Below are 12,083 nucleotides of genomic sequence, written 5' to 3'. Positions count from 1 at the left end.
CGAGGTCACCATGAAGCCGCACATCCTGCAACTGAGCCCCATCCTCATCCCCGAGATTCGCGAGCAGCTGGCCACGCTGTTCACCGTGCACCCCTATTACCAACAGGCCGACAAGGCCGCGTACCTGCGTGAAGTGGGCGGGCAGATCCGTGGAGTGATCACCGGCGGCCACACCGGCATCACCCGCCAGGTGATGGAACAACTGCCCCACCTGGAAGTGGTGGCCGTGAACGGCGTGGGCACCGACGCCGTGGACCTGGCCTATGCCCGCGACAACGGCATCACCGTCAGCGCCACCGTGGGCGCGCTGACCGAGGACGTTGCCGACCTTGCCATGGGCCTGCTGATCGCCGCCTGTCGCGGCCTGTGCACCAGCGACCGCTACGTGCGCAGCGGCCAGTGGCCGGCCAGCGCCACGCCACTGGCGCCGCTGCCGCTGGCGCGCCAGGTGAGTGGCCTGCGCGTGGGCATCGTCGGCCTGGGCCGGGTAGGGCGCGCTGTCGCCACCCGCGCCACCGCGTTTGGCTGCCCCATCAGCTACACCGACCTGCAGCCCATGGGCGACGTGCCCTACACCTTCGTCGCCGACCTGGTGGAACTGGCGCGCCACAGCGACGCGCTTATCGTGGCGGCGGCAGCAGACAAGGCCGAGGGCATCATCGACGCCAGGGTGTTGCAGGCCCTGGGCAGCGGTGGCTACCTGATCAACGTGGCGCGCGGCAAGCTGGTGAACGAGCCGGACCTGGTGGCCGCGCTGGAAGCGGGGCACATTGCCGGGGCCGGGCTGGACGTGTTCGTCGACGAGCCCAACGTGCCGCCGGCGCTGTTCGCCCGCGAAGACGTGGTGCTGCAACCGCACCGCGCCAGCGCCACCGTGCAGACGCGCACGCGCATGGGCGAGATGGTGATCGCGAGTTTGCGGCAGGCCCTGATCTGAGGCACCGCGCTTGTAGGAGCTGGCTTGCCAGCGAGCTTTTTGGATGCTTCAACAACTCGCTGGCAAGCCAGCTCCCACGGGCGCGAAACAATGTGTCACACATGTTGTTTGGTGATACAGCTCACATTGCGCCATGAATAACACCGCCCGCTCATCGCGGGCTTTTGTTTATGGGCCCCTATAACGCCCCCGCATATACCCGGTGCAGCCCGCGAGTTTGGCGGGGCTGAAAGGTTTTAACTGCCCAAGCAACAATCGTACCCAGGCCCGGCGCCATGGGCCTGCACGCGTTTTGGTCAATTTGACAGTATCAGGGATGGCACATAGATTGTTGGCAGGTTGTTTCAAATGCGTACAGTTGAATTAACCTTCCGCATCTTTAGCTGTCTTCACGGAATAAAAAAAGGCATGACCGGGCGTTCGCGCGGGCGGTGCAACAATAATGTGGGGATTCACCAGGGAGCGCCAAATGATAACAAAAATAAGGTTCGCGGGCTTTTCATCAACCATTGTGGCCGTCGTCGCGGGGTGTGCCGTCAGCTTCGAGGCACAGGCGGTGAATTTCAACATTGGGGAAATCGAGGGGCAGTTCGACTCGTCCCTCTCCATCGGCGCCAGCTGGAGCACCCAGAGCCCCAAGCAGTCGCTGATCGGCTCGGCCAACGGCGGCCATGGCTTTACCCAGACCAACGATGACGGGCGCTTGAACTTCGAGAAGGGCGAGACTTTCTCCAAGATTTTCAAGGGCATCCATGACCTGGAGTTGAAGTACAATAATTTTGGCGTGTTTACCCGTGCCAAGTATTGGTATGACTTCGAACTTCAGGACGAGAACCAGGACTTCAAGAACGTCAGTAATGACCATCGCCAGGAAGCGGCCAAATCTTCCGGCATCGAATTACTTGACGCCTTCGCTTATTACAACTACCAACTCGCGGAAAAGCCCGGCAGCGTGCGCCTGGGCAAGCAAGTGGTGAGTTGGGGTGAAAGTACTTTCATTGGCGGGGGTATCAACTCCATCAACCCCATCGACGTGTCGGCGTTCCGCCGCCCCGGTGCGGAAATCAAGGAAGGCCTGATCCCGGTGAACATGTTGTACGTGTCCCAGGGGCTGACCGACAAACTGTCCGCCGAGGCGTTCTACCAACTGGGTTGGGACAACACCATCCTCGACAACTGCGGCACCTTCTTCTCGTCCACCGACGTGGCCGCCAAGGGCTGCCGCAACAACTACACCATCCTCGACGCCACCACCGTCAACGCGCTGAACCAGCCGGGCACCAAGGCCGCGCTGAATTCGCTGGGCGTGAACGTGACGCCTGAAGGCCTGATCGTACCGCGCGGCTCCGACAACGATGCGCGCGACTCCGGCCAGTGGGGCCTGGCCTTGCGCTGGCTGGGCGACGACACCGAGTACGGCGCCTACGTGATGAACTATCACAGCCGCACCCCGTACGTGAGCGTGCAGAACGCCAGCGCCGCCGACATCCGCCGCGCGCTGACCACCCCGGCGCTGGCCCAGCCGATTCTGCTGGGGCGCGGCAGCTACTTCCTCGAATACCCCGAGGACATTCGCCTGTACGGCCTGAGCTTCGCTACCACGTTGCCCACCGGCACCGCCTGGAGCGGCGAGGTCAGCTACCGGCCGAACATGCCGCTGCAGCTCAACACCACCGACGTCACGACCATGCTCGCCAGTTCCGTGGCCACCGCCGCGGCCACCGGCGGCGCGGCCGCGGCGCTGGCCCAGGCCAACCAGGTGGACAGCGGCTACGTGCGCAAGCCGGTCACCCAGGTGCAGACCACCTTCACCCACTTCTTCGACCAGGTGATGGGCGCCCAGCGCCTGACGCTGGTGGGCGAGGTGGGCATGGACCACGTGTCCGGGGTCAGCGACATCGCCGGCAACCGCTTTGGCCGCGACGCCGTGTTCGGCATTCCGGAAAACGCCGCGGCCGACGCCGAGTACGGCTCGGGCGGCTTCTACACCACCACCTCGTGGGGCTACCGCGCCCGGGCCATCTGGGACTATGCCAACGCCATCGCCGGCATCAACCTCAAGCCCAACATTGCCTGGTCACATGACGTGCACGGCTATGGGCCGGTGTTCAACGAAGGGGTCAAGGCCGTCAGCCTGGGGCTGGATGCCGACTACCAGAACACCTACACCGCCAGCCTCAACTACACCAACTTCTTTGGTGGCGATTACAACACCGTGTCTGACCGCGACTTCGTCGCCCTCAGCTTCGGCGTGAACTTCTAAGGTGGGGAACTCATGATGATTGGCAAGCAGGCAATGCAATGCGCCGCCCTGGCCCTGAGCCTGGTGGCAGTGAACGTGATGGCGGCGGTCAGCCCCGACCAGGTGGCCAAGCTCGGCACCACCCTGACCCCGCTGGGAGGCGAGAAGGCCGGCAACAAGGACGGCAGCATCCCGGCCTACGACGGCGGCCTGAAAACCAACGCCGCGCCGGTGGACAGCAACGGCTTCCTGGGCGACCCCTACGCCGGCGAAAAACCCTTGTTCACCATTACCGCGAAGAACCTCGACCAGTACCAGGGCAAGCTCTCGGCCGGGCAGATCGCCCTGTTCAAGCGCTATCCCGATACGTTCGTGATCCCGGTGTACACCACCCACCGCAGCGTCGCGGTGCCGGCCAACGTGGCCGCAGCGGCGAAAATCAGCGCTGCCAAGGTCAACCTGGTGGCGGACGGCAACGGCCTGGAAAACTTCGACCAGAGCCGCTTCTACGCCTTCCCGATCCCGCAGAACGGCCTGGAGGTGATCTGGAACCACATCACCCGCTACCGCGGTGGCAACCTCAGCCGCGTGTACACCCAGGCCGCGCCACAGGCCAACGGCTCCTACAACATCGTGCAGCTGCGTGACCAGGTCGGTTTCCCTGACCAGATGCCCGGCATCGACCCCCAGGAGGCGCAGAACGCGCTGCTGTACTTCAAGCAGGAAGTCACCGCGCCGGCGCGCCTGGCCGGTGACGTGCTGTTGGTGCACGACTCGCTGAACCAGATCAAGCAGCCGCGCGAAGCCTGGGTCTACAGCGCTGGCCAGCGCCGCGTGCGGCGAGCTCCGCAGGTAGCCTACGACGGCCCGGGCACCGCCTCGGACGGCATGCGCACCTCGGACAACTTCGACATGTTCAACGGCGCCCCGGACCGCTACGACTGGAAGCTGGTGGGCAAGCAGGAGATGTACATCCCCTACAACAACTTCCGCCTGGCGCTGCCGACAGTGAAATACGCCGACATCCTGCAGGCCGGCCACACCAACCAGACCCTGGCCCGCTATGAGCTGCACCGGGTGTGGGTGGTGGAAGCCACGCTCAAGCCCAGCGCCCGCAATATCTACGGCAAGCGCACCTTCTATGTGGACGAGGACAGCTGGAACATCGCCATGTCCGACCTGTACGACGGCCGCGGCCAGCTGTGGCGCGTAGGGCAGGCGATGCTGATGCCGTACTACCACCGTCAGGTCCAGGCCGAGGCGTTCGAGGGGCTGTATGACCTGCTGGGCGGCCGCTACATCGTCACCGGCATGAGCAACGAAGAGCGCAACTTCGTGCAGTTCGACCTGAAGATGACCCCTGCCGACTACACCCCCAACGCGCTGCGCAGCGCGGGTACCCGCTGATATCGCCTAGCCACGCGCCCTCGTAGCCGCTGCCGAAGGCTGCGCTGGCCCTCAAATACACTGGAAATTTCCAGTGTACCCAAGGGCCAGCGCAGCCTGTCGGCAGCGGCTACAAGGCTGTGGCATTCCTGTCTTGTTACATCCTCTTCTCGATCCGCTGCCGGGTTCTCTGGCACACTCTCGCCCGTACCTCCTTCCCCGATACACACAAGCGAGCCGACATGGATTTTGACTGGCAGATCTGGATCGCCCTGGGCGTGGCCCTGGCGGTGCTGGAGCTCTTCACCGCGACGTTCTTCATCCTCTGGTTCGCCGTGGGCGCCGTGCTCATCGGCGTGGTGGCCTTGGTCGTGCCGGCTGTCGCCCTGGGCACGCAGATCGTCAGTTGGGTGCTGCTGTCGTCGCTGATCGCCCTGGTGTGGCTGAAGTTCTTTCGCAAGCGCCGCCCCGAAACCCGCTGGAGCGTGGACGAGGTGCTGGGCGAGGTGGGCCTGCTGACCGTAGCCGTGGCGCCGTTCCAGAAGGGCCGGGTGCGCTTCCAGAAGCCCATCCTCGGCGCCGAGGAGTGGGCCTGCGTGGCCGACGAAGCCATCAGCGCCGGCACCCGCGTGCGCCTAGTGAAGGTGGAAGGTGGCACGGTGCGCGTCACCGTCGCCTGATTTTCCTGCTCACTATTCTCAAGGACCGACACCATGCTCTTCAGCAGCTTGATCATCCCGTTGTTGCTCACCGCTTTCGCCCTGGTCACCCTGGCCAAGGGCGTGCGCATCGTGCCCCAGGGCGAGGAATGGATAGTGGAGCGCCTGGGGCGCTACCACACCACCCTCAAGCCGGGGCTCAACTTCGTCATTCCGTACATGGACCGGGTGCAGTACAACCTGCCCACCAAGGACATTATCCTCGACATCCAGCAGCAGGAAATCATCACCAAGGACAACGCCATCATCGTTGCCAACGCCCTGTGCTTCCTCAAGGTGATCGACCCGCAGAAGGCCGCCTATGGCGTGCAGGATTACCAATACGCGGTGTCCAGCCTGACCATGACTGCGTTGCGGGCCATCATCGGCACACTGGACCTGGACGAGGCGCTGTCCAGCCGCGAGGCCATCAAGGCCAAGCTGGCCGAGGCGATGAGCACCCAGACCGACGACTGGGGCATTGCCGTGCGTTCGGTGGAGATCCAGGACATCAAACCGTCGGCGTCCATGCAGGGCGCCATGGAACGCCAGGCCGCAGCCGAGCGTGAGCGCAAGGCCGCCGTGACCCGCGCCGAGGGCGAACGCCAGGCGGCGGTGCTGGCAGCTACCGCCCGCGAAGAAGCGGCCACCAAGGATGCCGCGGCCACGGTGAAGCTGGCCGAGGCCTCGGCGACGTCCATCGTCAAGATCAAGCAGGCGATCGGCGATGACATGGTGCCGGCCATGTACCTGCTGGGCGAGCGCTACATCGACGCCATGCAGTCGCTGGCGGCCAGCAACAACGCCAAGGTGGTGGTGTTGCCCGCCGACCTGCAGGAAACCGTGCGCGGGTTGATGGGCAAGAAGAGCGGGTGACCGCGGTGTGCCCGGACGCAGCCTGCGGCAGCTGCTACGGGGTGTCAGGCTGAGCGTGAGGCTACCTTTACGGCTGGCGCCAGGCGCTGGCGGATGGCGGCCTCGATGCCCGCCGCGTCCAGCCCGCACTCGGCCAGCATCTGCGCCGGGGTGGCGTGCTCGATGTAGCGGTCCGGCAAGCCCAGCTGCAGCAGCGGCATGATGATGCCCTGGGCGGCCAGGTATTCGCCCACGGCGCTGCCAGCGCCGCCCATCAGGCTGTTTTCCTCCACCGTCACCAACAACTCATGCTCGGCCGCCAGCTGGCGAATCAGCGCCTCGTCCAGTGGTTTGACGAAGCGCATGTCGGCCACGCTCAGGTCCAGCGCCTCTGCCACCTGCAGCGCCGCCGGCAGCAGGGTGCCGAACACCAGCAGCGCCACCTGGCGGCCGCGCCGGCGTAGCACGCCCTTGCCGATCTCCAGCGGCTGCAGCCCCGGCTCGATGCGCGCGTTGGGCCCGGTGCCGCGCGGGTAACGCACGGCGGCGGGGCCTGAATACTGGAAGCCGGTGCTCAGCAGCCGGCGCAGTTCGTTCTCGTCGCTGGGCGCCATGATCACCATGCCCGGCACGCAGCGCAGGTAGCACAGGTCGAAGCTGCCGGCGTGGGTCGGGCCATCCTCGCCCACCAGCCCCGCGCGGTCGATGGCGAACAGCACGTCGAGGTTCTGCAGGGCCACGTCGTGGATCAGCTGGTCATAGGCGCGCTGCAGGAACGTCGAGTAGATCGCCACCACCGGCTTCAGGCCCTCGCAGGCCATGCCGGCGGCCAGGGTCACGGCGTGCTGTTCGGCGATGGCCACGTCGAAGTAGCGCTGGGGGTAGCGTTCGCTGAAGGCCACCAGGTCCGAGCCTTCCTTCATGGCCGGGGTAATGCCGGTCAGGCGCGGGTCGGCGGCCGCCATGTCGCACAGCCACTGGCCGAACACGCTGGAATACTTCGGCCCACTGGTCGCCTTGGGCACCGGCGCGGCCTCGGGGGCCGGCAGCTTGCCGATGGCGTGCCAGGTGATGGGGTCGGCCTCGGCGGGGGCGAAGCCCTTGCCCTTGCGGGTGGCGACGTGGAGGAACTGCGGGCCCTTGAGGTCGCGCATGTTGCCCAGGGTGGCCACCAGGGTGGGCAGGTCGTGGCCGTCGATGGGGCCGATGTAGTTCCAGCCCAGCTCTTCGAACAGCATGCCGGGGGCGAGCATGCCCTTGGCGTACTCCTCGGTGCGCCGGCCCAGCTCCCAGGCGCCGGGCAGGCGCGCGAGGATGCGCTTGCCGCCCTCGCGCATGCAGCTGTAGGTGCGGCTGGACAGCACCCGCGCCAGGTAATTGGACAGCCCACCCAGGTTGCGGGAAATCGACATGTCGTTGTCGTTGAGCACCACCAGCAGGTCGGCGCCTACCTCCGGGGCATGGTTCAGGGCCTCGAAAGCCATGCCGGCGGTCATCGCGCCGTCGCCGATCACCGCCACGGTCTTGTGTGGCAGGCCGCGCAGGCGGGCAGCGATGGCCATGCCCAGGGCCGTGCTGATGGAGGTGCTGGAATGGCCAACGCCAAAGGTGTCGTAGGCGCTTTCGCAGCGCCGCGGAAACGCCGCCAGGCCGTGCTGCTGGCGCAGGGTGTGCATCAGGCCGCGGCGCCCGGTGAGGATCTTGTGCGGGTAGGCCTGGTGGCCCACGTCCCACACCAGGCGGTCCACCGGGGTGTCGAACACGTAGTGCAGGGCGATGGTCAGTTCGATCACCCCAAGGCCGGCGCCGAAGTGGCCGCCCGTGCGGCCCACGGTGTACAGCAGTTCCTGGCGCAGCTCATCGGCCAGGGCCTGCAACTGCGCCTCGTTGAGGCGGCGCAATTGCAGCGGCGTGGGCGTGTGGTCGAGCAGCGGCGTGGCCGGCGCGGTGCGGGGTATTTCCAGGAAGGTTTTCTGCATGGTCTTCTCCCCACGTGGCCCGGCTGGCGAACGCCGGGGCGGCCTCAGTGATGACGCTCGACAATGAACCGCGCCAGCGCCCGCAGCGCGTCGGCGTGATGGTCCAGCGGGTTCAGCGCGCCTAGGGCTTCGTCCAGCAGATGCCGGGCATAGTCCTTGGCCGCCGCCAGCCCCAGCAGGGCAGGGTAGGTGGGCTTGTGGTGGGCTTGGTCGGCGCCCTGGCGCTTGCCCAGGGTGGCGGTGTCGCTTTCCACGTCGAGAATGTCGTCCTGCACCTGGAACGCCAGGCCCACGGCCCGGGCGTAGTCAGCCAGGGCCTTGAGCGCGGCCTCGTCGGCACGGCCGCTGGCCAGGGCGCCCATGCGCACGCTGGCGCTGATCAGCGCGCCAGTCTTGTGCCGGTGCATGGTTTCCAGCGCCGGCTGGTCCAGCTGCTTGCCCACCGCCGCCAGGTCGATGGCCTGGCCGCCAGCCATGCCCGCCGGGCCGGAAGCCTGGGCCAGGGTGCGCAGCATGCGCAGGCGCAGGCCCGGGTCGGCGGGGTTGTGGCGCTCGCTGCACAGGGTTTCGAAGGCGAGGGTCTGCAACCCGTCACCGGCAAGGATCGCGGTGGCCTCGTCGAAGGCCTTGTGGGTGGTGGGCTGGCCGCGGCGCAAGTCATCGTCGTCCATGGCCGGCAGGTCGTCGTGCACCAGTGAATAGGCGTGTATCAGCTCCACGGCGCAGGCGGCACCCAGGGCCTGGCGCGGGTCGCCCTCCAGGGCCTGGCAGGCGCCGTGCACCAGCAACGGGCGCACGCGCTTGCCGCCGTTGAGCACGCTGTAGCGCATGGCGTCGTACAAATGCTGCAAGGGCGCGCTGGGCGTCTGCAGCAACTCCTGCAGGCCAGCGTCGACCCACGCCTGGCACTGTTTCTGGTAGGCGATAATCATCGGTGGTCCTTTTCTAGTTATGTGCCGTGGCCGCCAGCGCGCGGCCGGCGGCGGTCACGGTGTGTCGATCAGCTTCACCGGTATCGGCTGGGCATAGCGCACCGGCAGCGCCTCGGCCATCGCGCCTTCAGTACGCGGCCCCAGCAGCGCCACGCGCAAGGCCTTGAGCGGGTGGGCGAAGGTGTCGTCGACGGCGGTGCCCTCGAACCCGCAGTGGGCCATGCAGTTGTCGCACTTGGGGTTGATGCCCACGCCGTAGCGTTCCCATTCGGTGCTGTCCATCAGCGCCTGGTAGCTGGGCGCGTAGCCTTCGTCCACCAGCAGGTAGCAGGGCTTCTGCCAGCCAAAAATGTTGTAGGTGGGGTTGGACCAGGGCGTGCACTGGTAGCGCTGGTTGCCGGCCAGGAAGTCGAGGAACATCGACGACTGGTTGAACACCCATTTGCGCGAGCGGCCCTTGCCGCGCTTGAACACCTCGCGGAACAGCTGGCTGCTTTCGGTGCGGCCCAGGAACACGTCGTGGCGCGGCGCGTGGTCGTAGCTGAAACCGGGGGACACGGTGATGCCTTCCACGCCCAGTTCCATGGCGTAGTCGAAGAAGGCGGCGATGTCGTCCGGCGGTTCCTCGTTGAACAAGGTGCAGTTGACCGTGACCCGGTAGCCGCGTGACAGCGCCAGCTTGATCGCCGCCACCGCCTTGTCGAACACGCCGTCCATGCACACCGATTGGTCATGGCGTTCGCGCAGGCCATCCAGGTGGATCGACCAGGTGAAGTAGGGGGAGGGCTGGTACTCGTCGATGTGCTTGGCCAGCAGGATGGCATTGGTGCACAGGTAGACGAACTTCTTGCGGGCGATGATGCCCTGCACGATCTGCGGCAGCTCCTTGTGGATCAGCGGCTCGCCGCCGGGAATCGACACCACCGGGGCGCCGCATTCGTCCACCGCGCGCAGGGCATCGTCGATGCTCATGCGCCGCTGGAGGATGTCCTTGGGGTGGTCGATCTTGCCGCAGCCGGCGCAGGCCAGGTTGCACTGGAACAGGGGCTCGAGCATCATCGCCAACGGATAGCGGCGCTGGCCGGTGAGCTTCTTGCCCAGGATGTACCCGGCGATCTTGACCTGCTGAATAATTGGAATACCCACCACAGTCTCCTTCGCGTCATCAAGCCAACGGGGCGAACACCTCGGCGTGGTCACGGCGCAGCCGTTGCCATTCGCTCTTGAACCAGGGGGTGAAGGTGTGCGGCCGCTCGGCTATTTCCTGGTCCAGCGCCTCGGGGGCGATATAGCGCAGGGCCGATACCTCGTTGAGGTTGAGCACCGGGGCTGCGTCGGTGCGCCCGGCGTACACCCAGCACAATTCGTTCTCGGCACCCTGGGCGTCGAACTGGGCCTGGTACTGGAATTTGAACAGGAAGCGGAAATCACAGCGCATGCCCAGTTCTTCTTCCAGGCGGCGCTCGATGGCCACCTCCATGCTTTCGTCACGGCGCGGGTGGCTGCAGCAGGTGTTGGACCAGTAGCCGGGCCACAGGCGCTTGCCCGCGGCGCGCTGTTGCAGCAGCAACTCGCCCTTGTGGTTGAACACCAGCAGCGAGAAGGCACGGTGCAGCACGCCCTGGCCCTGGTGGGCCGAGGCCTTGTCGAGGAAACCGACTTCGCGGTCCTGTTCGTCTACCAATACCAGCGGTTCGTCGTTGAACGACACGACACTGCGTGAATGCCGCCAAGGGCGACTTTCCAGTTCCGGAGTGGTCAAGGGTCTACCTCCTGGGCCCAGTCAACGCTCATCACTATAGTGCACAATTTTCAGTGTGCGACCCGGTTTGTGGATGTGTTCGATCATCGGCAAGCTGCGTGAACAGCGGCTAAGGTGTCAGACTGGCACGGGCGAACAGGCGAGGCTGCGATGGGCTTGGCAGAGGTTCTCAATCATGCAGGGCAGTGGCTGGGCAGCGGTTTGCTGCTGGCAGCCGCAGGCTACGCGCTGGCGAGCCTGTGGGCGGTACGCAAGCCGTTGCCGGCCCAGGCCACGGCCGGCCGGCCCGCGGTGTCGGTGCTCAAGCCCCTGCATGGCGCCGAGCCGCGGCTGTATGAAAATTTATTCACGGTGGCCAGCCAGCTGCGCGAGGGCGACCAATTGCTTTGCGGCGTGCGCGAGGCCCACGACCCGGCCATCGCCGTGGTGCAGGCGCTGCAGGCGGCGCTGCCGGGCCGTGACATCCAGCTGGTGCTGGAGCCGCGCGTGCACGGCAGCAACCTCAAGGTCAGCAACTTGCTCAACCTCCTGGCGCAGGCCCGCCACGACTGGCTGGTGCTGGCCGACAGCGACATCAGCGTGCCCCCCGGTTACCTGGACGCGGTGGTGGCACCGCTGGCCGACCCGGGCGTGGGCGTGGTCACCTGCCTGTACCACGGCGTGGCCCAGGCCAGCTTCTGGTCGCGGCTGGGCTGCCTGTTCATCGACGACTGGTTCGCGCCCTCTGTGCGCCTGTCCCACGCCCTGGGCTCGCGGCGCTTTGCCTTCGGCTCGACCATCGCCCTGCGCGCCGACAGCCTGGCGGCCATCGGCGGCCTGGCAACGCTGGCCGACACCCTGGCCGACGACTTCTGGCTGGGCGAGCTGACCCGGCGCGCCGGCTTGCGCACGGTGCTGTCGCCGGTGTGGGTGGGCACCGAGGTCAGCGAAACCCGCTTTGCTACGCTGGTCAGCCACGAGCTGCGCTGGCTGCGCACCATTCGCGCCATCGCCCCGGCGGGCTTCTTTGCCAGTGTGGTGTGCTTCACCTGGCCGCTGGCGCTGCTGGGCCTGACCCTGGCGCCCACTGCTCTGAACCTGGCGTTGGCAGTGCTGGCCCTGGGCGCGCGGGTGCTGCGCTGGCGGCGCGGGGCGGGGGCGCAAAGCGCCTGGTTGATGCCGGTGCGCGATGTGCTGTTGCTGCTGGAATGGGCCGTGGCGCTGACCGGCTGGCGGGTGAAATGGCGCGGGCAGGTGATGCATGCGCGTAAGGACGGGCCGATACGCTATTCTTGATCGGCGCAGGTGAATGT

General features: G+C 66.3%; 11 protein-coding genes. 6 read left to right on the top strand and 5 right to left on the bottom strand.

Translation table 11 applies throughout. The features are described from left to right. Positions 1 to 10 precede the first annotated feature (10 nt). Positions 11 to 937 carry a 2-hydroxyacid dehydrogenase gene (locus tag AC0J42_RS17870; protein ID WP_473002764.1) on the top strand — a complete coding sequence of 309 codons (927 nt, stop codon included), beginning with the start codon at positions 11 to 13 and terminating at the stop codon, positions 935 to 937. Between the two features lie 363 nt (positions 938 to 1,300). Here AC0J42_RS17870 and AC0J42_RS17865 read toward each other — a convergent pair whose 3' ends face one another. Then, positions 1,301 to 1,507 (bottom strand): hypothetical protein, encoded by a 207-nt coding sequence (locus AC0J42_RS17865; RefSeq protein ID WP_416427612.1) that lies wholly within the window; start codon positions 1,505 to 1,507, stop codon positions 1,301 to 1,303. On the opposite strand from AC0J42_RS17865, the gene AC0J42_RS17860 reads away from it, so the two are divergent. The 4 genes from AC0J42_RS17860 (at position 1,407) to AC0J42_RS17845 (ending at position 6,139) form a co-directional block, all read left to right on the top strand. Then, positions 1,407 to 3,200 (top strand): DUF1302 domain-containing protein, encoded by a 1,794-nt coding sequence (locus AC0J42_RS17860; RefSeq protein ID WP_473002762.1) that lies wholly within the window; start codon positions 1,407 to 1,409, stop codon positions 3,198 to 3,200. The two genes, AC0J42_RS17865 and AC0J42_RS17860, sit on opposite strands and share 101 nt — an antisense overlap. A gap of 12 nt (positions 3,201 to 3,212) precedes the next feature. Further along, positions 3,213 to 4,586 (top strand): DUF1329 domain-containing protein, encoded by a 1,374-nt coding sequence (locus AC0J42_RS17855; protein WP_473002760.1) that lies wholly within the window; start codon positions 3,213 to 3,215, stop codon positions 4,584 to 4,586. A 221-nt stretch (positions 4,587 to 4,807) separates the two neighbouring features. Continuing rightward, positions 4,808 to 5,245, top strand: a complete 438-nt coding sequence (locus AC0J42_RS17850; RefSeq protein ID WP_416424896.1) for an NfeD family protein — start codon at positions 4,808 to 4,810, stop codon at positions 5,243 to 5,245. 33 nt (positions 5,246 to 5,278) lie between these two features. Next, positions 5,279 to 6,139 (top strand): SPFH domain-containing protein, encoded by an 861-nt coding sequence (locus AC0J42_RS17845; protein ID WP_473002757.1) that lies wholly within the window; start codon positions 5,279 to 5,281, stop codon positions 6,137 to 6,139. 44 nt (positions 6,140 to 6,183) lie between these two features. Here the strand turns inward: AC0J42_RS17845 and dxs are convergent, their stop codons facing one another. The 4 genes from dxs to idi are packed head-to-tail and all read right to left on the bottom strand — an operon-like array spanning position 6,184 to position 10,791. After that, positions 6,184 to 8,097: a 1-deoxy-D-xylulose-5-phosphate synthase gene (gene dxs, locus AC0J42_RS17840; protein ID WP_473002756.1), complete on the bottom strand. Its 1,914-nt coding sequence runs from the start codon at positions 8,095 to 8,097 to the stop codon at positions 6,184 to 6,186. A 44-nt stretch (positions 8,098 to 8,141) separates the two neighbouring features. Further along, positions 8,142 to 9,029, bottom strand: a complete 888-nt coding sequence (gene ispA, locus AC0J42_RS17835) for a (2E,6E)-farnesyl diphosphate synthase (protein ID WP_416424893.1) — start codon at positions 9,027 to 9,029, stop codon at positions 8,142 to 8,144. Between the two features lie 54 nt (positions 9,030 to 9,083). Then, positions 9,084 to 10,175, bottom strand: a complete 1,092-nt coding sequence (hpnH, locus tag AC0J42_RS17830; RefSeq protein WP_473002753.1) for an adenosyl-hopene transferase HpnH — start codon at positions 10,173 to 10,175, stop codon at positions 9,084 to 9,086. Positions 10,176 to 10,194: 19 nt separating this feature from the next. Further along, positions 10,195 to 10,791, bottom strand: a complete 597-nt coding sequence (idi, locus tag AC0J42_RS17825) for an isopentenyl-diphosphate Delta-isomerase (RefSeq protein WP_416424891.1) — start codon at positions 10,789 to 10,791, stop codon at positions 10,195 to 10,197. A 150-nt stretch (positions 10,792 to 10,941) separates the two neighbouring features. Between idi and hpnI the strand changes: the two genes are divergently transcribed. Continuing rightward, complete coding sequence (gene hpnI / locus AC0J42_RS17820; RefSeq protein WP_473002750.1) at positions 10,942 to 12,066, top strand: bacteriohopanetetrol glucosamine biosynthesis glycosyltransferase HpnI; 1,125 nt, start codon at positions 10,942 to 10,944, stop codon at positions 12,064 to 12,066. The last annotated feature ends 17 nt before the right edge of the window (positions 12,067 to 12,083 follow it).

It is taken from the genome of Pseudomonas sp. Tav-5-1A (genome assembly GCF_055755055.1).
Note: the sequence above shows the minus strand (reverse complement) of the source record. Positions and strands in the feature narration are given on the sequence as shown.

What these genes read in the sequence shown, in the direction of transcription:
- AC0J42_RS17865 (WP_416427612.1), bottom strand. Translation starts at nt 1,507, where the DNA reads ATGTTGAAATTCACCGCCTGTGCCTCGAAGCTGACGGCACACCCCGCG.
- dxs (WP_473002756.1), bottom strand. Translation starts at nt 8,097, where the DNA reads ATGCAGAAAACCTTCCTGGAAATACCCCGCACCGCGCCGGCCACGCCG.
- hpnI (WP_473002750.1), top strand. Translation starts at nt 10,942, where the DNA reads ATGGGCTTGGCAGAGGTTCTCAATCATGCAGGGCAGTGGCTGGGCAGC.
- ispA (WP_416424893.1), bottom strand. Translation starts at nt 9,029, where the DNA reads ATGATTATCGCCTACCAGAAACAGTGCCAGGCGTGGGTCGACGCTGGC.
- AC0J42_RS17855 (WP_473002760.1), top strand. Translation starts at nt 3,213, where the DNA reads ATGATGATTGGCAAGCAGGCAATGCAATGCGCCGCCCTGGCCCTGAGC.
- AC0J42_RS17860 (WP_473002762.1), top strand. Translation starts at nt 1,407, where the DNA reads ATGATAACAAAAATAAGGTTCGCGGGCTTTTCATCAACCATTGTGGCC.
- AC0J42_RS17870 (WP_473002764.1), top strand. Translation starts at nt 11, where the DNA reads ATGAAGCCGCACATCCTGCAACTGAGCCCCATCCTCATCCCCGAGATT.
- AC0J42_RS17845 (WP_473002757.1), top strand. Translation starts at nt 5,279, where the DNA reads ATGCTCTTCAGCAGCTTGATCATCCCGTTGTTGCTCACCGCTTTCGCC.
- AC0J42_RS17850 (WP_416424896.1), top strand. Translation starts at nt 4,808, where the DNA reads ATGGATTTTGACTGGCAGATCTGGATCGCCCTGGGCGTGGCCCTGGCG.